The 23,438-nt window shown below is 39.8% G+C and carries 13 protein-coding genes and 1 pseudogene; 8 read left to right on the top strand and 6 right to left on the bottom strand.

The genetic code is table 11. The annotated features are described in order from the left end of the window. Positions 1 to 7: 7 nt before the first annotated feature. Genes CBF29_RS03750 through CBF29_RS03730 form a run of 5 tightly spaced genes read right to left on the bottom strand, consistent with a single transcriptional unit; the run spans position 8 to position 4,846 of the window. Complete coding sequence (locus CBF29_RS03750) at positions 8 to 568, bottom strand: SIS domain-containing protein (RefSeq protein ID WP_126807495.1); 561 nt, start codon at positions 566 to 568, stop codon at positions 8 to 10. Beyond that, complete coding sequence (locus tag CBF29_RS03745; RefSeq protein WP_126807492.1) at positions 561 to 1,937, bottom strand: PTS ascorbate transporter subunit IIC; 1,377 nt, start codon at positions 1,935 to 1,937, stop codon at positions 561 to 563. The genes CBF29_RS03750 and CBF29_RS03745 overlap by 8 nt, the downstream gene beginning before the upstream one ends. 44 nt (positions 1,938 to 1,981) lie before the next feature. Further along, a complete protein-coding gene (locus CBF29_RS03740; protein ID WP_126807490.1) occupies positions 1,982 to 2,251 on the bottom strand; it encodes a PTS sugar transporter subunit IIB in 270 nt (89 codons plus the stop codon). A 2-nt stretch (positions 2,252 to 2,253) separates the two neighbouring features. Then, positions 2,254 to 2,838: a D-sedoheptulose-7-phosphate isomerase gene (locus CBF29_RS03735; RefSeq protein ID WP_126807488.1), complete on the bottom strand. Its 585-nt coding sequence runs from the start codon at positions 2,836 to 2,838 to the stop codon at positions 2,254 to 2,256. Between the two features lie 10 nt (positions 2,839 to 2,848). Continuing rightward, positions 2,849 to 4,846: a BglG family transcription antiterminator gene (locus tag CBF29_RS03730; protein ID WP_170169987.1), complete on the bottom strand. Its 1,998-nt coding sequence runs from the start codon at positions 4,844 to 4,846 to the stop codon at positions 2,849 to 2,851. A gap of 506 nt (positions 4,847 to 5,352) precedes the next feature. Here CBF29_RS03730 and CBF29_RS03725 point away from each other — a divergent pair. From CBF29_RS03725 to CBF29_RS03705, 5 genes are all read left to right on the top strand, one after another. Further along, entirely contained in the window at positions 5,353 to 6,645 is a 1,293-nt protein-coding gene (locus CBF29_RS03725) for an MFS transporter (RefSeq protein WP_126807484.1), read from the top strand. Then, positions 6,642 to 8,408, top strand: coding sequence for a glycoside hydrolase family 2 protein (locus CBF29_RS03720; protein WP_211334246.1), 1,767 nt, complete (start codon positions 6,642 to 6,644; stop codon positions 8,406 to 8,408). Before CBF29_RS03725 ends, CBF29_RS03720 begins: the two co-directional genes overlap by 4 nt. Before the next feature lie 158 nt (positions 8,409 to 8,566). After that, on the top strand, positions 8,567 to 9,559 hold the full coding sequence (gene galE / locus CBF29_RS03715; protein ID WP_126807482.1) for a UDP-glucose 4-epimerase GalE: 993 nt from the start codon (positions 8,567 to 8,569) through the stop codon (positions 9,557 to 9,559). Between the two features lie 217 nt (positions 9,560 to 9,776). Beyond that, complete coding sequence (locus CBF29_RS03710) at positions 9,777 to 11,291, top strand: DUF1846 domain-containing protein (RefSeq protein WP_126807480.1); 1,515 nt, start codon at positions 9,777 to 9,779, stop codon at positions 11,289 to 11,291. Between the two features lie 591 nt (positions 11,292 to 11,882). Continuing rightward, complete coding sequence (locus tag CBF29_RS03705) at positions 11,883 to 18,848, top strand: Cna B-type domain-containing protein (RefSeq protein WP_170169986.1); 6,966 nt, start codon at positions 11,883 to 11,885, stop codon at positions 18,846 to 18,848. 244 nt (positions 18,849 to 19,092) lie between these two features. Here CBF29_RS03705 and CBF29_RS03700 read toward each other — a convergent pair whose 3' ends face one another. Further along, complete coding sequence (locus CBF29_RS03700) at positions 19,093 to 19,791, bottom strand: beta/alpha barrel domain-containing protein (protein WP_126807475.1); 699 nt, start codon at positions 19,789 to 19,791, stop codon at positions 19,093 to 19,095. A 112-nt stretch (positions 19,792 to 19,903) separates the two neighbouring features. On the opposite strand from CBF29_RS03700, the gene CBF29_RS03695 reads away from it, so the two are divergent. The 3 genes and pseudogenes from CBF29_RS03695 to CBF29_RS14230 all read left to right on the top strand — a co-directional run bounded on the left by CBF29_RS03695 (position 19,904) and on the right by CBF29_RS14230 (position 23,397). Further along, positions 19,904 to 20,536 carry a helix-hairpin-helix domain-containing protein gene (locus tag CBF29_RS03695; protein ID WP_245987253.1) on the top strand — a complete coding sequence of 211 codons (633 nt, stop codon included), beginning with the start codon at positions 19,904 to 19,906 and terminating at the stop codon, positions 20,534 to 20,536. Between the two features lie 26 nt (positions 20,537 to 20,562). Next, a complete protein-coding gene (locus CBF29_RS03690) occupies positions 20,563 to 21,084 on the top strand; it encodes a ComE operon protein 2 (RefSeq protein ID WP_126807471.1) in 522 nt (173 codons plus the stop codon). Then, positions 21,026 to 23,397, top strand: a pseudogene (locus CBF29_RS14230) (DNA internalization-related competence protein ComEC/Rec2). The gene CBF29_RS03690 and the pseudogene CBF29_RS14230 overlap by 59 nt, the downstream one beginning before the upstream one ends. The last annotated feature ends 41 nt before the right edge of the window (positions 23,398 to 23,438 follow it).

Raw genomic sequence — 23,438 nt, 5'->3', positions numbered from 1 at the left:
CCTCGCTTTATCTTTGAGAAATATATTGGGAAAGAACATGACAAATGTACATATGACAATCTTCAACGATACCGTAGTTTTCAGAGGGAATCGAAATGGTTAAGTTTGCATTTCTTTTTAATAAATTCGGTTTGTTATTTGTGATGCAAACTGTTTTTAATCCCTGCGATTGCACATAGTCTTGCGCTCGTACTAAGTTTTTTGAATTACCAGAAACAGACAATGAAATTAAAACATCACCTTTATTAATCAAGTTTTTTAACTGTTCTACAAAAATTTCATCATATGAAACATCATTGCCATAAGCAGTTATTATTGGGATATTGTCTGTCAATGAAAAAAAACGTGTTTTTAATTCTCGCTTGTTGAAACTGACTCCTTTATTAAAATCGCAAACCCAATGAGAAGCAGAAGCAGAGCTACCGCCATTACCTAAGACAAAGATATTTTTTTCTTGAGATATAGCCTCTTCAATAATTTTTAACAATTCTTCTAAGGGGTGCTTTTCCAAGTTTTCCAAAGCTGAGATATATTCTTTCTCATAAAGTGAAATGAAATTTTTAAACATTATCTTCTCCTCTAGTTTGCAGTGTAGCTTGGGCATCCTTATTGCTTGTTGCAAGACGGAAAGCGGAAATTAACAAATATATTATCAGTATTCCTAATAAAGTATAAATCCCTGTTTTTCCCAATAATTTTCCTAAATAGCCGATAATTATACCGACTCCTGCGAAATCTGCATCTCCGAAAGTAGAGTTAGCAAACCCTAGGTCCCCCATTAAAGGCAAAAGGAAGGCTGGTAGAAAAATCAGCATTATTCCATTGAAAAGACCACCTATAATGGTTCCTCGGAGCCCACCTGTTGCATTAGATAAGACGCCCACACCTGCCCCAACAAAGAATAAAGGAATGAGACCAGGAATAATTACAGGTAAATTTGTAAATGGAAGTATTAGAAAAGCAATGACTGCACCTACGACAGAAGATAGAAAGCCAATTAGAACAGCGTTTGGTGCAAATGGGAAAATAACCGGCACGTCAAGTGCGGGGGTAGCATTTGGCACCAATTTATCGGAGATTCCTTTGAAGGCTGGTACAATTTCAGCTAGCATCATACGCACACCTTGGAGAACAATAACAAAACCTGCTGTAAATTTAAGTGATTGCATTAAAGCGAAAATAATTATGTTGTCTCCGCCAGACATCTCATTGATCACACTGGCATCGGCGAACAGAAAAGTAATTACGTAGATTATCATCATAACGATGGCAGTAGAGATTGTATTATCACGGAAAAAACTGAGCTGTTCTGGGACTTTAATATCCTCTGTGGATTTATTTTTGTTACCAACAATTTTGCTGATTATAGCTGATAAGCTGTAAGTAATGGCGTTAAAGTGTCCCATGGCAATATCATCATTGCCTGTTACTTTTCGATAAAAAGGTTGAACGATAGCAGGTGAAATAGCCATTACAGCTCCCAAGAAAATTGAGCCAACTATTACTAATTCGACTCCACTAAACCCAATTGTGCCCAAAACTGCTGCTAGAAGAGCTGACATAAATAAAACATGATGCCCAGATAAAAAGATGTATTTTAATTTCGTAAATCGAGCAATAATGATGTTAAAAACAAAACCAAAAGCCATGATTAATGCCATCTCTTTGCCCAACATATTTTCAGCAACACCTATAACGGCTTCATTTGCTGGAATGACACCTTGAATATTAAATGCGTTTTCAAAAGCTGGTCCTAGTGTGTCTAATGCCGATGAAATAATCCCCCCACCTTCAGATAAAATCAAGAAACCAATAATCGTTTTCAGAGTTCCTGTTAAGATTTTAGAGAACGGTTTTTTCAAAGCTACGAGTCCAATTAAGGCTATTAAACCGATAATGACAGCGGGTTGATTAAAAAAGCTATAAATAAAATTCATTGTTAAAAACTCCTCTTCTTTATTATATATAGATTAATAAAATGTTATTTATTAAGATAATTTGTTAAAGCATCTTTCAATTCTTCTTTGTTAATCACATTTGTAATAAATATTTTCTCTGTTGGAATATCTTCTAATTGATTTTTTAAACCAGTCGTTGAAATAATTAAATCTGCCTGAGTTCCTTTTGCTGATCCTAAATCACAAACTTCAACATCTGCTGTTATGTCTAAATCATTTAAAATACTATCTACATTCATTTTTAAAATTAAACTTGAACCTGAGCCCATACCACAAACTGTAAGAATTTTCATAATTAGTCCTCTTTTCCTTTAATTATTTCTTGATTAACCAGCTGTTTTTCAAATTCAGCTAAAATTATATGATTCATAGTCATTGCGTACTCTTCTGACAAATCAGAATCCTTTGGAGTAATACAAATACTATAATCACAATGTTTTTTTAAACTACCACCATTGTTTCCGAGAAAGCCGATTGTGATTAAACCTTGTTCCTTAGCTTTTTTTGCGGCTTTCAATAAATTGGGTGAGTGGGCGCTTGAACTTAAAACTATCAGAACATCGCCTTTGTTTCCCAAACCTTCTACTTGACGAGCAAAAACTTCTTCATACCCATAATCATTTCCCGTAGCGGTCATTACAGATGGGTCCACTGATAAAGTTATTGCTGCGTACGCCCTACGTTCCATTTTATAGCGGCCTACAATGTCTCCGGTAATGTGTTGTGCATTGGCTGCACTACCACCGTTACCAGCGGATAATATTTTCCCGCCATTTTTTATTGATGTGGTCAATATATCTACAATTTCGTGCATTTTACCATATGTTTCCTCACTTACCGATTGCAGCAAATCCATTCTTTTTTTTATTTCTAAAATCATTGTCGTCCTCCTATATAGTTTGTATTAAATCTAAAATATCCTGTTTTTTAGTATTCGAATCATATGCAAGCTTTAGGAAATCTTGATTGCCTAATAATGCCATCAATTCCGATAAAGCTTTTAAATGTGTTGATTGATCTGTTGCAGCTATAGTCATCACCACTTTCACGGGGTCATTTTCTTCGTGATAAAATTCTATTTCATTTTTTAGTGTAAGCAAACTAAAGCCAATTTTTTTAACACCATCATTCGAACTCGCGTGTGCTAATGCAACGTGAGGAGTAATGACAATATAGGATCCATATGTTTTAAGTGAAGTAACCATAGCTTCAATGTAACTTTTTTGGATGGCTCCTGACTCAACTAAAATCTGGCCTCCTTTTCTAACAGCATCCTCCCAATCCACCGCATTTACATTTAATTTGATTGTCTCTTCGGTCAACAGTTCTTTTAACACTGGATTCCACTCCTTTTGGCTTTTAGTATCTCTGGTAATGATTTTTACTAATTCATTATAAAATTTTTTTTTGGTTTGTTTTTTGGAATTATATTGGCTGACTAATTTTTCGAATTCTTCATATGATGGAATTTTTAGACTTGGTAAATTAAATTTTCCATTAATTTCTTTTTTTAATTTTTGTTTTTCGAAGTTAGATAAAAAGTTGGAAATAATATACACTGGTTTTTGAGTTTTCAACTCTATCGTAGAAAATATAATATCGTATTCGTTTGGATTGATTTTTTTAAAGTTACTAAGTGAACTAGCTTTGGTAAACTGAATTGCCGGAAAAAGTTTTTCTAATTCATTTTTGAGTAATACTGAGGATGTAGTACCATTAGGACACAAAATAATGCCATGTAAAGGAGTGAACTCCTCGCTTTTGCTTTGTAAGTGAGACTCTATGATTGCTACAAGGTACCCGACTTCAGTTTTATTGATTGGTTTTCCTATTTCCAGTTCAATTGGAACTAGCGCTTCCTTTAGAACACTACATAAGGAGGCATTAGAATCCGCAATATCTTCAATCAGATTATTTTCAAGAAAATAAAAAAATTTTTGTCGATACATCATAGGAATAGAATGTTGTTTTAATTTTTCTACTAATTCTTGATCATTTAATACATCAATTCCTGAAATAACATTAAACATTGTTAAAAACTCAATCAGTAGTTTTGAAAAAACATTTTCACTACTTACAATTTTTTCTTGAGAAACCGCTGAAAAAATTAATGATAGGTAATTTAATTCTAATTTCTCTATAAATAGTTTTTCGAAACTTTGTTTGGCAAAATTTAAATATTTTGAATTTGGAAAGTAGCGAAATTCAATTACAGGCGAAGGGACTTGAGTGTTTTTTGTTCTTTTGGCGATACTTAAAATGAAAATAACGATTTCAGAAATCTGTCCTGTTATTATATTCAATTCTTCTTCTTTAATGTTTTCATAAGTTTTATTCAACCAATAATTAAATTCTTTCTCAGGGATACCACAGCTTCTGATTAAAATTTCTTTTACCTCTAACTCTTTATATAGAATAAAAATGTAATAAAGAGCATATTTACGGATGTCTAACTCTTCCCCTTTTATGGTATAGCCTTCTTTTCTATCATAAATGACTCGAACATTAAACAAATCATCATTAAGTTTTTTTAAATCAGCAATAATAGTATTGCGACTTACATCCAAGTGTTCTTGTAGCTCCAAAATTGAGTATGAGTTAGCTTGAATGAAGATGATCAGGTATAACAACATTTTTCTGAAATCATCAGGCAAAACGAAGCTTTGACAATAGTCTATTAGGACTTGCTCGGTATTGATGTTGCTCAGATCAAACTTTTCAGTTGACAGTGGTTTATCTTGATTTAATAGATAGCTTGAATTTAACAGTTTGATATTATTAGAAAGTCTTTTTTTCCCTAAACCTGTTAATAAGTTTAAATCTTTTTCGTTTAATAAATGTGTTACTGTCTTCTCGGTGAACAGGTTAATAAATTCCTTATCTAACACTTCTTTCAACCTCCTATATCCAGCATAATAAGTAACTGGTTTTAATTCAATCATAATAGAATCCAAAAAACAGGAAACGCTTTCTGTTTAATTGTACTCTCAGTCGTTTTCAGGTAGGAGTCACAGAACTTAAATTGTGATTTTATTTCTGAGACGAGTAGTAATAAAAAATTTTAAAGCCAAACTTATTAGGTGAAATTATTAATACTTTTAAAGTGACTAGGAGTGTACCTTTTTAATTTGATATTGTCAAAATAGAAATAGCATATATCATTACACCGCTAATTTTTGTGTTAATTTTTTGGCAAGTAAAGTTGTTTTGACGGAATTAATCTTCAAAGTGGATTATTGAGAAAAACTTGTTTAGGAGTAAACCATATGACTTATTGATTTATTCAAAAATTTTCAGTTCCTTTCGTTGAGTATGATAAAATATAAGGAACTGACAGTGGAAATGAAGCTGTTCATCTATTGAAGAATAAGAATTTTGAGAAAGAGGTTGTTGAATGACAGAAAGATTATTAACCAAGCGTCATTGGCTGGCTATTTTGATATTTGGTCTATTTGGTCAATTTGCTTGGACGATTGAGAATATGTATTTCAATGTATTTATGTATAATACCATCACAACTGACAGTCAAATGTTGGCAAACATGATTTTTGCCAGTGCAGTGGTAGCGACTGTCACCACGTTGTTAATGGGAGTTTTAACAGATAAGCTGGGCCGCCGGAAAGGGTTTATTGTCTTAGGATACATATTATGGGGACTTTCCACCCTCTCATTTGCTTTTATTTCAGTAGACAATGTAGCGGCTTTTTTTCCGACCGTTAACGCAGTCACACTGGCAGCAGTTTTAGTGATTGTGATGGATTGTGTCATGACTTTTTTTGGAAGTACAGCTAATGATGCCGCATTTAATGCTTGGATTAATGATATTACACCTGCCAAACAAAGAGGACGGGTGGAAACTGTGTTGGCAGTGATGCCTTTAGTAGCCATGTTAATCATCTTCGGTGGTTTTGACTGGCTGACGCAGGCAGGGGAGTGGCAATTATTTTTCTTGATTTTCGGACTGATGATTATCGTTGGAGGTGTCGTCGGCATGTTTGTCATAGACGAACGTCCGCCCAAAGTCAGCTCAGACACGACTTATCTAGGCAATATCATCTATGGCTTCAAGTGGCAAGTGGTAAAAGAGAATCGTATTTTGTATGCAGCCCTAAGCATGTTAGCTATTTTAGGCATCAGCACCCAGATTTTTATGCCCTTTTTGATTATTTATATGCAAAAATATTTAGGCTGGGATAATTATGCTTTGCCTCTAGGTGTGATTTTAATTTTGAGCAGTATCGTGAGTGTTTTGAGTGGGAAATGGCTTGATCGTATTGGCAAGTTGAAATTTTTATCTTTTGCTTTGTTGATCGAGATTATCGGTTTGTTGGGATTATATATTTCCCGCAATGTTTTCCCGATTATTTTTGTGGGTGTGTTGACAGTCGGGGGCAATATGATTGCCACAGCTTGTATCAACGGCATCGTCCGTGATTTCACACCGAAGGATCGTTCAGGACATTTTCAAGGGGTACGGATGTTTTTTAACGTACTGATTCCCATGGCTTTTGGACCTTATATCGGTTCATTTGTTATTAAAGGCAGCGGTGAAACTTATCAAGAGCTGGGGGAAATCAAAGAAGTGCCTGCACCGTCAATCTTTTTTGCGTCAGCTATCGTTCTGATTTTTCTTTTTGCTGCTCGCTGGCTGATGAATAGTTTATGGAAGGAAGAGAAAATTAGATGACAGAATTAATAGACTTGTATACCCCATGGGGGAAGAAAACAAAAAATGAAGAGCTGCCACTGAATGAATATCCCCGGCCTCAACTCGTCAGGGAGCATTGGCAAAATTTGAATGGTACTTGGGAATACAGCCTCACGCAATCAGAAGGGCAACCCGATACATTTGACGGGGATATTTTAGTTCCTTTTTCTCCAGAATCCTTGTTATCAGGAGTGCAGCGGTCGGTAACACCAGAAGATATCCTCTGGTACCGCCGCACGTTTACAGTTGAGAAAAATTCAAATGAAAAAGTTATACTGCATTTTGGTGCGGTAGACCAGCTGTGTGAAGTATTTGTTAATCATCAGCTAGTGGGACGACATGAAGGAGGGTACTGGCCGTTCTCATATGATATTACGGAGGCGCTTGAAGAAGAAAATGAGCTGCTCGTAAAAGTGGTTGATTTGAGCGACAACCCGATTTATGCTTTTGGGAAACAGAAACAAGAACATGGTGAAATATGGTATACACCTCAAAGTGGTATTTGGCAAACAGTTTGGCTGGAAGTAGTGCCAGAAACTTACATAAAAGATTTAGTGTTGACACCTAATTTTGATGGGTCACAAGTTGGCATAACAATCAACACCAGTCAACCCTTTCAGACAGGTCACTTAATCATCAAATCAGATTCAGAAATAGTCTATGAGGGAACTATTTCAAAAGAGGAAAACTGGATTTATTTGCCGGATTTTATTCCCTGGACACCAGATATGCCTCATTTGTATGAGTTAGAAATAACAGTTGATGAAGATGCAGTCAAAAGTTATTTTGGCATGCGCAAGTTTTCTGTGGGGAAAAATAAAAAAGGGCAAACCGTTCCTATGTTGAATGACGAGCCGATTTTTTTCAACGGATTATTGGATCAAGGATACTGGAGTGACGGCTTATACACGCCACCTAGCGACGAGGCGATGATTTGGGACATTCAAAAAATGAAAGATTTGGGCTTTAATATGTTGCGCAAGCATATTAAAATCGAGCCTCTGCGCTGGTATTATCATTGTGATAAGTTGGGAATGTTAGTATGGCAGGATTTTGTCAGCGGCGGCGGACCGGAATACAGCAACTTTCTCGTCAAGTATCTGCCCTTTGTCAATATTCATGTGAAGGATCACCATTACCAATGGTTTGGGCGTGAGTCAGAAACGAGCCGCAACCAGTTTGAAATAGAAATGACAGACACAATCGATTTGTTAAAAAATATAGTTTCTCTAGCTGCTTGGGTGCCTTTTAATGAAGGCTGGGGACAATTTGACAGCACACGAATCGGAGATAAGGTGCGTGAATTAGATAAAACACGTCTAGTGGATTATGTCAGTGGTTATCATGATCAAGGAGGGGGAGATTTTAAAAGTCCCCACATTTACTATAAAAAGTATCGCCTGAAAGCTGATTCTCGTGATCGAATCCAGATTTTAAGCGAATTCGGGGGATACAGTTGTCCGACAGAGGGGCATATGGGTTCAGAGCGCTTGTTTGGCTATAAGATGTATGAAACGAAAGAAAAATTGACGACTGCTTATGTGAAGTTATTTGAGGAAGAAATTTTCCCAGCGATTTCTAAGGGATTGGCTGGCACTGTGTACACACAACTTAGCGATGTGGAAGAAGAAATCAACGGCTTAGTGACTTATGATCGCCACGTAGTCAAAGTAATTGAGGGAACAGTCCGCACGCTGAATCAGAAAATTTTTGATGAATTTAAACGGAATTCAGATGGCTAGCAGACCGTTTATCATGCAATAAATAAAACATTTAAAGTTTTTAGTAATACATTTACTAAATTAAAAGTAAATTTTTATTAAATCTCTTGTTATCTGCTTAAAAGTGTTTTATGATAAAGGAAGAAATGATCCTTTAGAATATAGTAGGAGGTTTATCTATGATAATTGCAGTACTTGGCGGTGCAGGTTATATTGGTTCCCACGCGGTGGATCAGTTAATTAAAAAAGGCTATGAGGTTGTCGTCATCGATAATTTATTGACCGGACACAAAGAAGCTGTTCATGAGAAGGCGCGTTTTTATGAGGGGGATATCCGGGACAAAGTGTTCATGCAGTCGGTTTTTTCAAAAGAAAAAATTGAAGGCGTCGTACATTTTTCGGCAAGTTCTTTAGTGGGCGAATCAGTGGAGCAGCCACTAAAATATTTCAATAACAATGTTTACGGGACCCAGATCACATTAGAAGTGATGAAAGAATTTGATGTGAAATATATTGTCTTTTCATCAACAGCGGCAACTTACGGGGAGCCGGAAGATATTCCGATTTTAGAAACTGCTAAGACACTTCCTAAAAGTCCTTATGGCGAAAGCAAACTGATGATGGAGAAAATGCTTTACTGGTGTGATGTGGCTTATGGCATCAAGTCTGTTGCTTTGAGATATTTCAATGTGGCAGGGGCACAACTGGAAGCAAAAATCGGTGAAGATCATACGCCTGAAAGTCATTTAGTGCCGATTATTTTACAAACAGCGTTAGGACAAAGAAAAGAAATCACTGTCTTTGGTGATGACTATGACACTCCTGACGGGACTTGTATTCGCGATTACGTCCACGTTGTAGATTTGTGTGATGCTCATATTCTTGCTTTGGAATATTTGAAAGCACATAACCAAAGCAACGTCTTCAATTTGGGCAGCAGTGAAGGCTTTTCAGTAAAAGAAATGATTGATGTTGCCCGACAAGTCACAGAAAAAGAAATCCCTGAAAAAATTGGGGAACGTCGTGCCGGTGACCCAGCTGTTCTGGTCGCATCTTCAGAAAAAGCACAAAAAGTTCTGGGATGGCAGCCGCAACATACCAATGTTAAGACAATCATGGAGACCGCTTGGAAATGGCACAGCACCCATCCAAAGGGGTATGACAGCAAGTAGAATAAAAGGAAAAGGCAGCCTGTGTATGTTTAAAAGCATGGGTTGCTTTTTTGCGAGGCGGAAAATAAAAGACATAATACATATAAATGTTCTGAATATCAAAACATGTTAAGCTTTTTGGTAAGAGATAGAAGTTTTTCTTGTCTATGGGCTTTTTTTTATATATGATTGAAGAGATGGTTTGAGAGTCAAATTTATGAATAAGGGGTAATTTCTTGTGAAAAAAATCGGTTTTGATCCGCAAACGTATATTGAGGAACAATCAAAGTATATTTTAGAACGTGTGAACCATTATGATAAGCTGTACCTTGAATTTGGCGGAAAGCTAATCGGGGACATGCATGCCAAACGGGTACTGCCGGGCTTTGATCAAGATGCTAAAATCAAGCTTTTGCATAAGCTGAAGGAAAAAATTGAAATTATTATTTGTGTTTTTGCCGGGGACATTGAACGCAACAAAATCCGAGGGGACTATGGTATCACCTATGATATGGATATCATGCGTCTGATTGACGAATTAAGTGATTATGAACTGGAAGTCAATAGTGTAGTCATTACTCGATACAGCGGACAGCCTACCACTAAAATTTTCATTAACAAGCTGAAACAACGGGGGATAAAAGTTTATACTCACGAGGAAATTGATGGCTATCCAGTGAATGTGGATAAAATCGTCAGTGAAGAAGGATTTGGAAAAAATCCTTATATTCCGACGACAAAACCGATTGTGGTGGTGACAGGGCCCGGTGCCGGCAGCGGAAAATTGGCTACATGTTTGAATCAGCTGTATCATGAAAGCCGTCATGGAAATGCCGGGGGCTACTCTAAATTTGAAACTTTTCCAGTTTGGAATGTGCCTTTGAGACATCCGCTCAATATTGCTTACGAGGCGGCAACCGTAGATTTGAAAGATGTGAACATGATCGATTCTTTTCATTTTGACTATTACGGTGAGATCGCAGTGAACTACAATCGCGACATTGAAACTTTTCCGATTATCAAGAGAATCATTGAAAGGATTACCGGTCGGGAATCTGAGTTTCACTCTCCTACGGATATGGGAGTGAACCGGGTGGGATTTGGTATCATCGATGATGAAGTGGTGCAGGAGGCCTCTAAACAGGAAATTATCCGCCGTTATTTTGCCACAGAGTGCGATTATAAAAAAGGATTGCTTGATTTGGAAACACTGAATCGAATTCAAATTTTGATGGAAGAATTGGAATTACGTCCAGAAAATCGTCCTTGCGTTTCTCCGGCAAGGGAGTATTCAGAACGTTTAAAGCATCGGGATGACTGGGATCAGGAGTTTACACCTGCAGTGATGTCGATTGAGCTAATGGATGGAAAAATCGTCTCAGGCAGAGGATCAGAATTGATGGATGCCAGTGCTTCAGCTATTTTAAATGCTATTAAAGTCTTGGCGAACATCGGGGATGAAATTTTGCTGTTGTCACCGAATATATTGGAGCCGATTCAAAAGCTGAAGGCTAATGAGTTGTCAGGACGAATCACTTCTTTGAATACGGCGGAAATTTTGATTGCTCTGTCGATCAGTGCGGTCACGAACCCAACAGCACAACTTGCTTATGATAAGCTAAAAAATCTGAAAGGGACTCAGGCGCACTCAACGGTAATGTTAAATAAGGATGATCAACAAGTGTTGAGAAACTTAGGCATTGAATTTACGTGTGATCCGATATTTTCTTCGAAAAATTTGTTTTATATATAATAGTTTTATTTCCTATCATAATATTCTTTTAAAAAATATTCTAAAAACTTTTCAGTCTCTTTTAATGAGGCTGGAAGGTTTTTAGTTTGTTTGGCTAAATGGATATCTGCCAACTAATGTTGGGAAGCTTAAGATGACTTGGAACAAGAAATACATTGATTTTTTAAAAAAAGCAAACTAAAAATGCTTATTATATCTCGATTTTATGACTTCTATAACACTTAATTTCGTATCGTGCTATAATAAAGTTAAACAAAAGGTTGATTTTGTTACTTGTGAGACTATATTTATCAAAAGTCCAAAGAAGAGTTGGCCTTACATTAAAACTTTTCAGTTTAAAGATTCTTCATTACCTATACATTCTTCCAATTTTCCCCTCCGCCACTTGTAATTATAACTAATTGCATAAATTCTGTGTTTTTCCTACTAGACTATTAGTTCAACTGACCTCCGCAATGAGAGCGCTTACGTAATTTGTTGTAAAATTAAGATTATTTGATGTTTAGATGCTATTTTTAACAGAGATGGTTCTGAAAAAGTTGTTGGTTTAGATTGACATTCATGTCTAAGGGAAACAAAGGAGAGATTAAAATGAAAGGGAGAAAAGCGTTCAAGGTATTATTTGAGGTTATTGCTTGTATTGTCTTGGTAGGTAGTGTGTTGAGTAATGTGCTGGTTCCTGAGTCGACAGTGATTGCTGCTAAGGATATATCCCATCTGATTGTTAAAGAAAAGCATGATTTTCACGTCATTAGAGGAGGGCAGGAAATCCCGGTCATAAAGGACGGAGTAGTTCAGGATCCGGTACCGATTTTTAATGTTGGAGATAGAGTGAGATTTATTTACCGTTTCAGGATAGATAATTTGATAGATGTGGAGGCGGGTGATTCTTTCAAAATTGATTTACCTGATCAACAATATATCCATATCCCAGATTCTCTGAGTGATTTACCTCTTGAAAGCGGCACCGGAGAGCCATTAGGTGTATGGAAAATTCAGGATGGTCAAATTCTAGCAACAGTCAATGATTTGGTCGCATCTAGTGATTGGGCGGAAAATGGTTTTTTTGAAGTGGAAGGCAAACTGATTAGAGAAGGAAAAAATATAGAAATTCAACAAGAAGGGGACTTGACTATTACCATTGATATAGAACCTGATCCAGGAGAAGAGCCGGGAGAACCAGGAGACCATAAAGATATTCCAGAATTGCCGGAAAGATTTGATGATTTCTATAAGGAAGGGAATCAATGGTCGGGGGAAAATATCATTCACTGGAATACATCATTCAATTTGGACCAGCTTAGAAATATGTTCAATGGCGTCCATGTTGTTCAAAAGAGAAAAATGATGTTTATTGATGAATTGGCACCTCAAACATTTTTGTTAAATCAACCTTCTATCAATGTCCCTATTTACTTCCCGACCAAAGAGGGAAAGCTGGGAGACAATACGATGGCGGTAGTTGATCTGGTTAAGAGTGGATTGGCTGAAGAAATGATTCCGAAAATTGGGGAGACCAAGGAAGAGTTTTCTAACCGTATGCAAGAGAGCGGAGCTGTGGTTTACGGGGTTTACGATAATACTTTATTTGTCAGTTTAGGAGATGTTCCTGGAAATGGAATTACTTACTATGATGTATTTGGCGGGAAAGAATCTTTTGAATCAGAAATTGACAAATTAGTACATAAAGATAAAATTCTCCAAGAACAAGCTGACAGAATGAAAATGATTTACGGAAGTGAGGGCCCCACACAAGGAAGTATTGTAGGTTTTGGTATTTGTTTTGATGTGGTAGTAGAAGGTGAAACAGGGGATTATAAAAATCAGGCAACACTGAAATGGATGGAAGATGGAGATGAAACCGATGAAATTGAGGTTAAGTTTACCCGTGTGACAGGCGGTTTAGATGTTGTTAAAGCTGGATCGGTTTTGATAAATAAAGTGGATGGAGAAACAGGAGCCAGAATTCCTGGAGTAGTGTTTCAACTATTAAAATGGAACGATTCTGAGGGGAAATATGAACAATATACTCCTAGGGATGGCGGAGAGGTTCAGAGAAAGACCGATGGGGATGGAAAAGTAACTTTCGCCAAGTTAGAGGATGGAAGCTATAAAATTGAAGAGGTTGAAGGGGTTGAAGGGTATTTAGATGAAGTGGTCATAACTCCTGATAACGGGGAATTCAAAATTAGTTCATCAGATGAAAGAGGATTTACATTTAAAGTTGAAAATTTTGCCAAACCGGCTTTGGTAGAAAAAATGGTGAAAAAAGTTTGGGAGGACGGAGAAAACCAAGACGGCCTGCGTCCAGCCAAGATCGGCGTCCAATTGTATGGCGATGATAAAGCCGTCGGTGCTGAGATAGAGCTGAATGCCGGCAACAATTGGAGTTACACGTGGAAAGATTTACCGGAAAAAGCCAACGGAAAAACGATTAAGTATACGGTGAAAGAAACGGGTGTACCGAAAGGCTACGAGAGCGCCAGTGAAGTAATCGACGGTCGCATCGTGTTGACCAACCGTTACACCCCAGGAGTAACCAAGATTAGCACTCAGAAAGTGTGGGAGGACGGAGAAAATCAAGACGGCCTGCGTCCAGCGAAGATCGGCGTTCAATTGTATGGCGATGATAAAGCCGTTGGTGCCGAGATAGAGCTGAATGCCGGCAACAATTGGAGCTACACGTGGAAAGATTTACCGGAAAAAGCCAACGGACACACGATTAAGTATACGGTGAAAGAAACGGGCATTCCGAAAGGCTACGAGAGTAGCAGTGAAGTGATTGATGGTCGCATTGTGTTGACCAACCGTTACACCCCAGGAGTGACGAAGATTAGCACTCAGAAAGTGTGGGAGGACGGAGAAAATCAAGATGGCCTGCGTCCAGCCAAGATCGGCGTCCAATTGTATGGCGACGATAAAGCCGTCGGTGCTGAGATAGAGCTGAATGCCGGCAACAATTGGAGTTACACGTGGAAAGATTTACCGGAAAAAGCCAGCGGAAAAACGATTAAGTATACGGTGAAAGAAACGGGCGTACCGAAAGGCTACGAGAGCGCCAGTGAAGTAATCGACGGTCGCATCGTGTTGACCAACCGTCACACTCCGGCAGTGACAACTATTCGTACAGAAAAAGTTTGGGAGGACGGAGAAAATCAAGACGGCCTGCGTCCAGCGAAGATCGGCGTTCAATTGTATGGCGATGATAAAGCCGTTGGTGCCGAGATAGAGCTGAATGCCGGCAACAATTGGAGCTACACGTGGAAAGATTTACCGGAAAAAGCCAACGGAAAAACGATCAAGTATACGGTGAAAGAAATAGGTGTACCGAAAGGTTACGAGAGCACCAGTGAAGTGATTGACGGTCGCATCGTGTTGACCAACCGTCATACCCCAGGAGTGACTAAGATTAGCACTCAGAAAGTGTGGGAGGACGGTGAGGACCAAGACGGCCTGCGTCCAGGGAATATCCGTGTTCAATTGTATGGCGACGGAGAAGCAGTGGGGGATGAAGTCATTCTCAATGTTGCCAATAACTGGCGCTACACGTGGAAAGATTTACCGGAAAAAGCCAGCGGAAAAACGATTAAGTATACGGTGAAAGAAACGGGCGTACCGAAAGGCTACGAGAGTACCAGTAAAGTAATCGACGGTCGCATCGTGTTGACCAACCGTCATACCCCAGGAGTGACCAAGATTAGCACTCAGAAAGTTTGGGAGGACGGTGAGGACCAAGACGGCCTGCGTCCAGGGAATATCCGTGTTCAATTGTATGGCAACGGAGAAGCAGTGGGGGATGAAGTCATTCTCAATGTTGCCAATAACTGGCGCTACACGTGGAAAGATTTACCGGAAAAAACCAACGGAAAAACGATCAAATATACTGTGAAAGAAACTGGCGTACCGAAAGGTTACGAGAGCACCAGTGAAGTGATCGATGGTCGCATCGTGTTGACCAACCGCCACACCCCAGGAGTGACCAGGATTAGCACTCAGAAAGTTTGGGAGGACGGAGAGAATCAGGACGGCCTGCGTCCGGCCAAGATTAGCGTCCAATTGTATGGCGACGATAAAGCCGTCGGCACCGCGATAGAGCTGAATGCCGGCAACAATTGGAGCTACACGTGGAAAGATTTACCGGAAAAAGCCAACGGAAAAACGATCAAATATACGGTGAAAGAAACGGGCGTACCGAAAGGTTACGAGAGCACCAGTGAAGTGATCGATGGTCGCATCGTGTTGACCAACCGTCACACCCCAGGAGTGACCAAGATTAGCACTCAGAAAGTTTGGGAGGACGGAGAGAATCAGGACGGCCTGCGTCCGGCCAAGATTGGCGTTCAATTGTATGGCGATGATAAAGCCGTTGGTGCCGAGATAGAGCTGAATGCCGGCAACAATTGGAGCTACACGTGGAAAGATTTACCGGAAAAAGCCAACGGAAAAACGATCAAGTATACGGTGAAAGAAATAGGTGTACCGAAAGGTTACGAGAGCACCAGTGAAGTGATTGACGGTCGCATCGTGTTGACCAACCGTCATACCCCAGGAGTGACTAAGATTAGCACTCAGAAAGTGTGGGAGGACGGTGAGGACCAAGACGGCCTGCGTCCAGGGAATATCCGTGTTCAATTGTATGGCGACGGAGAAGCAGTGGGGGATGAAGTCATTCTCAATGTTGCCAATAACTGGCGCTACACGTGGAAAGATTTACCGGAAAAAGCCAACGGAAACACGATCAAGTATACGGTGAAAGAAACGGGCATTCCGAAAGGCTACGAGAGTACCAGTGAAGTGATTGATGGTCGCATTGTGTTGACCAACCGTTACACCCCAGGAGTGACGAAGATTAGCACTCAGAAAGTGTGGGAGGACGGAGAAAATCAAGATGGCCTGCGTCCAGCCAAGATCGGCGTCCAATTGTATGGCGACGATAAAGCCGTCGGTGCTGAGATAGAGCTGAATGCCGGCAACAATTGGAGTTACACGTGGAAAGATTTACCGGAAAAAGCCAGCGGAAAAACGATTAAGTATACGGTGAAAGAAACTGGCGTACGGAAAGGTTACGAGAGCACCAGTGAAGTAATCGACGGTCGCATCGTGTTGACCAACCGTCATACTCCGGCAGTGACAACCATTCGTACAGAAAAAGTTTGGGAGGACGGAGAGAATCAGGACGGCCTGCGTCCAGCCAAGATTGGCGTTCAATTGTATGGCGATGATAAAGCCGTCGGCACCGAGATAGAGCTGAATGCCGACAACAATTGGAGCTACACGTGGAAAGAATTACCGGAAAAAGCCAACGGAAACACGATCAAGTATACGGTGAAAGAAACTGGCGTACCGAAAGGTTACGAGAGCACGAGTGAAGTGATTGATGGTCGCATTGTGTTGACCAACCGTCATACCCCAGGAGTGACCAAGATCAGCACTCAGAAAGTGTGGGAGGACGGAGAGAATCAGGACGGCCTGCGTCCAGCCAAGGTTGGCGTTCAATTGTATGGCGATGATAAAGCCGTCGGCACCGAGATAGAGCTGAATGCCGACAACAATTGGAGCTACACGTGGAAAGATTTACCGGAAAAAGCCAACGGAAAAACGATCAAGTATACGGTGAAAGAAACCGGTGTACCGAAAGGTTACGAGAGCACCAGTGAAGTGATCGACGGTCGCATTGTGTTGACCAACCGTCATACTCCGGCAGTGACAACCATTCGTACAGAAAAAGTTTGGGAGGACGGAGAAAATCAGGACGGCCTGCGTCCAGCGAAGATTGGCGTTCAATTGTATGGTGATGATAAAGCCGTCGGCACCGAGATAGAGCTGAATGCCGGCAACAATTGGAGCTACACGTGGAAAGATTTACCGGAAAAAGCCAACGGAAAAACGATCAAGTATACGGTGAAAGAAACCGGTGTACCGAAAGGTTACAAGAGTACCAGTGAAGTGATCGACGGTCGCATTGTGTTGACCAACCGTCATACTCCGGCAGTGACAACTATTCGTACAGAAAAAGTTTGGGAAGACGGTGAGGACCAAGATGGCCTGCGTCCAGGGAATATCCGTGTTCAATTGTATGGCGACGGAGAAGCAGTGGGGGATGAAGTCATTCTCAATGTTGCCAATAACTGGTGCTACACGTGGAAAGATTTACCGGAAAAAGCCAAAGGACACACGATCAAGTATACGGTGAAAGAAACTGGCGTACCGAAAGGTTACGAGAGCACCAGTGAAGTGATCGACGGTCGCATCGTGTTGACCAACCGTCATACTCCGGCAGTGACAACCATTCGTACAGAAAAAGTTTGGGAAGACGGTGAGGACCAAGATGGCTTGCGTCCAGCCAAGATTGGCGTTCAATTGTATGGCGATGATAAAGCCGTCGGCACCGAGATAGAGCTGAATGCCGGCAACAATTGGAGCTACACGTGGAAAGATTTACCGGAAAAAGCCAAAGGAAACACGATCAAGTATACGGTGAAAGAAACTGGCGTACCGAAAGGTTACGAGAGCACCAGTGAAGTGATCGACGGTCGCATCGTGTTGACCAACCGTCATACTCCGGCAGTGACAACCATTCGTACAGAAAAAGTTTGGGAGGACGGAGAGAATCAGGACGGCCTGCGTCCAGAGAATATTCGCGTTCAATTGTACGGTGACGGTGAAGCGGTGGGGGATGAAGTTATTCTCAATACCGCCAATAATTGGAACTACACGTGGAAAGATTTACCGGAGAAAGCCAAAGGAAAAACAATCAACTATGAAGTAAAAGAAACGGGCATTCCGAAAGGTTACAAGAGTACCAGTGAAATGATTGATGGGCGTATGGTTATAACTAATCATTATACGCCAGAAATGGTAACTATCCGTGGAGAAAAAGTTTGGGAAGATAATGATGACCAAGCCAAGAAGCGGCCTGAAAGCATTACTGTTAATCTGTTAGCGAATAACAAAGTAATTATTAGTCAAGAAGTTACTGCGAAAACTGGTTGGGCGTATCAATTTGTTAACTTGCCGAAGTATATTCAGGGAGCTGAAGTGGCATACAGGATTACAGAGGATGTTGTGCCAGAGTATACGACAAACATTGAAGGGAACACCATCATCAACAGCTATATTCTAGACAAAACCAATGTTCGGGTAACTAAATACTGGGATGATCAAAACAATAGTGCTGGTCTTCGCCCGAAGAGCGTTAAGGTCCAACTATTGGCTGATGGGGAAAAATACGGTGAGGAAATCATCCTTAATGAAGCTAATGATTGGAAATACACTTGGCAAGAGTTAGAGGCAAAAAATAAAAAAGGCGAGAAAATTAAATACACAATCGCTGAAGTTGATGTCCCAGAAGGGTATAAAGAAAGTATAACGGACGATGGCACAGGAAATATCATAGTGACAAACACCTACAAGGTTGACAAACCATTGATCAAGAAAGACTGGATATTGCCAAAAACCGGAGAAGAAAAAGCACGATTTGCAATATTGGCTGGGGTCATAATCATCGCTTTAAGCTTGTTGATTTATATCGTCAGAAGAAAAAATGCAGAGAAGTGAGAATGTAATCGTTGACTTAGAAAGCTGTCAGCTGTAGTATACGTGAGCAGATTTCAATGAATATTTCTATGTAAGAATGAATAACTTTAAACCCGAGATGAGAGATGATCATCAGCCGAAGAAAAATCAGCGGAAATGTTTTCAGATGATTTCAAAATAAAAATCCACCCGTGGAAATTGTACTGTTTCCCCAATGTTAGATTGTTGGTCTGACTTTGGGGGACGCACAAAAACGGGTGGGTTTTTATTCGTTTTCTAAAGACTGCTGTCGTTCTTTTTCTCGATAAACATCCATTTTACGGCTGAATAATTCGCCATTACTTGGAGGAGTATAAGTGATAGCATTAGCACCTGCTTGGATGGTTTCTATGATTGATTCGTCTGTAGGACCTCCGGTGGCGATGATAGGAAACTTTGGAAATTCTTTTCTGATACTCCTAACGACTTCCACTGTATCTCTTCCGCCACTGACGTTTAAAATTTTAGCACCTGCTTCAATTTTTTCTGCCACATTTGAATAGACCGAAGTGACGGTCGCCACAATAGGGATATCCACTGTTTTATAAATGTCATTGATAGTTTCTTTAGGTGTCGGGGAATTGACAACTACTCCGATTGCTCCCTGAGCTTCAGCAAAAATGCTCATCTGGACGGAACGCTTGCCTTGAGTCGTACCGCCTCCCACACCGCAAAACACAGGAATATCTGCTGCTTCCGTAATACTTTTAGTAATGGTGGGGTGGGGACTGAAAGGATATACAGCGATGGCTGCATCAGCATCAATATTACGAATGATGGCAATATCTGTCGTATAAACGATAGATTTAATTCGTCTGCCAAAAATACGTATACCACTGCAATATCTGATAACGGGGGGCACTTTAATCAGGTCAAGTCTTAAAGCTGTCATTATTTCTGGGATTTCAATTGGATAATCACGCATAGCTATCACCTCTAATATAAAAATTTTCTTTCGACTCAATCATACCCCAACTGGGAAAAATAAAATAGTTTTTTCTTTTTTGCGAATTTTAGAGATGAAGAGGGGTGATTTGTTGAAAAAAAGAAAAAGATGGCTGGATTATCTTAACTTTAAAGTCGTTATGTTGATTTTTTTAAGTGTTTTTCTGTTAATCATTCTGTTTAGAAGTTTAAATTTCAATAAAAAGGAAATAGAACTTGAGAATCAGACACTTTTTTCAACAGGACCTGCTCCTTTTGAAGAAACTGAAACTACTCAGTCGAAGGAAGTTGGCTACATTGATGTCAAAGGGGCTGTGCATCAACCTGGGATGTATGAATTTTCTTCTAATATGAGGGTACAAGATGGGATTTTATTGGCAGGCGGTTTTACTGAAACTGCCGATCAAAATCAGGTGAACTTGGCACAGCTGCTGACAGATCAGATGGTTGTGTATGTTCCTGAGAAAGGGGAGAAACAAGCGCCAGATGCCTCTCAGCCGGTAATCACAGCGGCAGATCCAGATAAGAAGGACAAAGTGAATATAAACTCTTCCGATGCCCTTGAGTTGCAGACGTTAAATGGTATCGGAGAGAAAAAAGCAGAAGCCATCATTCAGTATCGGGAAGAACAGGGCTCGTTTAAAAGTTTGGAAGATTTGAAAAAAGTGAAAGGAATCGGTGAAAAAACCTTTGACAGTTTGCGGGAATCGATTACAATTGATTAGAGAATGACTAATCAGGAGGGAAAACAGTGAGCTTTGAAAGAATCCCGTGGGACCAATATTTTATGGCTCAAAGTGTGTTGTTGTCTTTGAGGAGTACTTGCAGCAGGTTAGCCGTTGGAGCAACGATTGTTCGTGATAAACGTATCATAGCAGGAGGATATAACGGCTCGGTCAGCGGCGATGTGCATTGTATCGATGAAGGGTGCTATGTCGTGGACGGTCATTGCGTACGAACGATTCACGCTGAGATGAATGCCATTTTACAATGCGCCAAATTCGGTGTGCCGACGGAAGGTGCCGAAATTTATGTGACACACTTTCCTTGCCTTCAATGCACGAAGATGATTTTACAGGCGGGCATCCGCAAAATCCATTATTTGACAAACTATCGTAATGACGATTATGTCATGGGATTGTTAAAGCAAACCAATGTGTCGATTCATCAGGTCAAATTGTCAAAGAAATATTTTGCCGAACTAAATTTTGGGAATGAAGAAACTCAAGAAGAACCCGGCGGAGAGTTATTTACGGAAGAGTCATCAAATTAAAAGCATTCGGAATTATTGGGTTTTTCCAGCGCTTAGTCTTTTAAGCCTGTATGCTATCCTTTTCTATCGTGATTTTCCGAGTGTCTTATTTGGGTTGTTTGTGTGCATGCGAGTAATTTTTACCAGACAGAGAGTAATCATTGGTTACTCTTTTTTTGTTGTTCTGTTAGGGGCAGCTTTATTTGTTTGGCAGGGGAAAGACCTGCTTATTTCCATACAGCAAGCAAACAGTGTCCATGAGACTAGGGTAGAAGTCAATCCTAATATTTGTCAAATCAACGGTCAGTTTCTTAGATTTACCGGCCAAGACCTCCAGACTTCTGAGCTAAAGCTTTATGATTACCTTCTGGAAAGCCAAGAGGAAAAAGAATGGTGGCAGTCTCAAAGTAAGCACGTCATTTTAGCTGTAACTGGTACAGAAGAACTGCCGGATACGGTACGCAATTTGAATGGTTTTGATCAGCGAAAGTATTTAGCGGAAAAAAACATCTATAAAATAGTTAAAGTGGAGAGTATGAAAGTCATTGAAGAAATTATCCCTAGACATCCAGTCAAAATGCTTGAGTTTTTTCGCCGGAAGTTTGCATTATATACGACCCAGACGTTTCCTAAATTCATATCACTATACATAAAAAGTTTGTTCCTTGGCATTAAGGATACAGGCTTTCGGCAAGAAAAAGTGGTATTTGAAGATTTAGGGATGTTATATTTTTTTAGTATTTCAGGTATGCATATTTTCTCGTTTGTTACTGTTTTTCGTTATATTTTCAGAAGATTTGACGTGACTTTAGAAACTATTTTTTGGCTGGAACTGCTTTTTCTCTTTTTTATTTATATTTTTGCCGGAAGGTCTATCAGTGTTCTAAGAGCAGTCTTGGCAATCGCTATTCAGAGAAGCAGTCAGCGCTTTAGATGGCACTTATCTGCCCTTGATGTTTGGAGTTTGACGTTGCTAGCGACTTTATGCTTTTCACCCTCAGCTGTTTTTAGCATAGGGGACAATTTTCCTTTGGTTTGTCTTTGTGTATTATTTACATTCAGCCTTATCTTAAACTATTTCCAGTTTTATGGCAGCAGAAGTTGATGTTTTCATTGTTGCTGACCATCTGTTCTTTACCGTTAACAAGTTTTCATTTTTATGAATGGAATATTTTAAGCTTGGTGTTTTCTTTTGTGCTTTTACCTCTCTTTCAATGGGGACTTTTGCCTGTCCTTATTCTTTGTGTTTTTTCAAGCTTCTTGTTCCCCGATATATTTTTGGTTCGCTGGTTCGAAGAATTGCTGGAGACTTTTCATCAGCTCCTTCTGTTCATGGGGGACTGGCGTTTCACCCAAATGACAACGGGGACTTACTCATTGCTTCTGCTGGGAATTTTATTATTTCTACTAGGAGGGGCACTTTATCATTTTCCAGAAAACAGTAAAAAAAGTTGGCGCCTGGTGCTAATTTTACTGTTCGTGCTTGGTGGGCAAAAATATATGAAGATTGATGGACTCATTGTTTTTGTCGATGTGGGTCAAGGAGACAGTGTCGTCATACAGGAACCTTTTCATGGAAAAACAGTGGTGATTGATACGGGTGGGAGGTTGAATTTTTCAGTTGAAAAATGGCAGGAAAAAGAGATAAATAATGCCGGAGCGGAGTATACTTTAATTCCTTTTTTAAAAAGCCGGGGAATCAGTCAGATTGATGTGTTTTTTGCCAGTCATGGAGATGAAGATCACATCGGGGATTTGGCTGAACTGGCAGAGGAAATACCCATCCATACCATCGTTTTTGGCAAAGGACTTGAAAAAAATGACAGTTTCTTGCTGGAAGTGAAAGAGTTAAAGAAAATCACTCGACTGGTGCCTGCGTTAGGTCCTCAACAACTGAGCATTGGTAACGTGGCTATCGATTTACTTTACCCTCAAGAGTCGGGAGATGGAGGCAATAACCATTCATTGGTGATGCGGGCAGTCATTAAGGATAGAAGTTTCTTGTTTACCGGAGATTTGGAAGCAGAGGGGGAACGGGAGTTGATGGAAGATTTCCCTAAGTTACAAGCAGATGTGTTGAAAGTCGCACACCATGGTAGCCGAACGTCCTCTACACCAGAGTTTATCGCTGCTTTAAATCCGCAAACTGCCATTATTTCCTGCGGGCGTGATAATCGTTTTGGGCACCCTCATGAAGAGGTGGTTGGGACATTGGCGGAAAATGAAATTGATATATTTCGCACAGATCAGTCAGGGATGGTGTATTATCAGTGGTATCCTTGGGATGGTTCATTAACAAAAATCAAAAAAGTTAATTCTAAAAGTGAGTTGTAAGATAAATTGCTGAGAGTTCCTCCTTTTTAAGCTTTTTCTTT

Origin of the sequence: Vagococcus elongatus, assembly GCF_003987645.1 — a bacterium.
In the GTDB taxonomy this organism is placed as follows: Bacteria; Bacillota; Bacilli; order Lactobacillales; family Vagococcaceae; genus Vagococcus_A; species Vagococcus_A elongatus.
Note: the sequence above shows the minus strand (reverse complement) of the source record. Positions and strands in the feature narration are given on the sequence as shown.

Coding starts and splice junctions, on each gene's coding strand:
- CBF29_RS03750 (WP_126807495.1), bottom strand. CDS start 568: ATGTTTAAAAATTTCATTTCACTTTATGAGAAAGAATATATCTCAGCT.
- CBF29_RS03745 (WP_126807492.1), bottom strand. CDS start 1,937: ATGAATTTTATTTATAGCTTTTTTAATCAACCCGCTGTCATTATCGGT.
- CBF29_RS03740 (WP_126807490.1), bottom strand. CDS start 2,251: ATGAAAATTCTTACAGTTTGTGGTATGGGCTCAGGTTCAAGTTTAATT.
- CBF29_RS03735 (WP_126807488.1), bottom strand. CDS start 2,838: ATGATTTTAGAAATAAAAAAAAGAATGGATTTGCTGCAATCGGTAAGT.
- CBF29_RS03725 (WP_126807484.1), top strand. CDS start 5,353: ATGACAGAAAGATTATTAACCAAGCGTCATTGGCTGGCTATTTTGATA.
- CBF29_RS03720 (WP_211334246.1), top strand. CDS start 6,642: ATGACAGAATTAATAGACTTGTATACCCCATGGGGGAAGAAAACAAAA.
- galE (WP_126807482.1), top strand. CDS start 8,567: ATGATAATTGCAGTACTTGGCGGTGCAGGTTATATTGGTTCCCACGCG.
- CBF29_RS03705 (WP_170169986.1), top strand. CDS start 11,883: ATGAAAGGGAGAAAAGCGTTCAAGGTATTATTTGAGGTTATTGCTTGT.
- CBF29_RS03700 (WP_126807475.1), bottom strand. CDS start 19,791: ATGCGTGATTATCCAATTGAAATCCCAGAAATAATGACAGCTTTAAGA.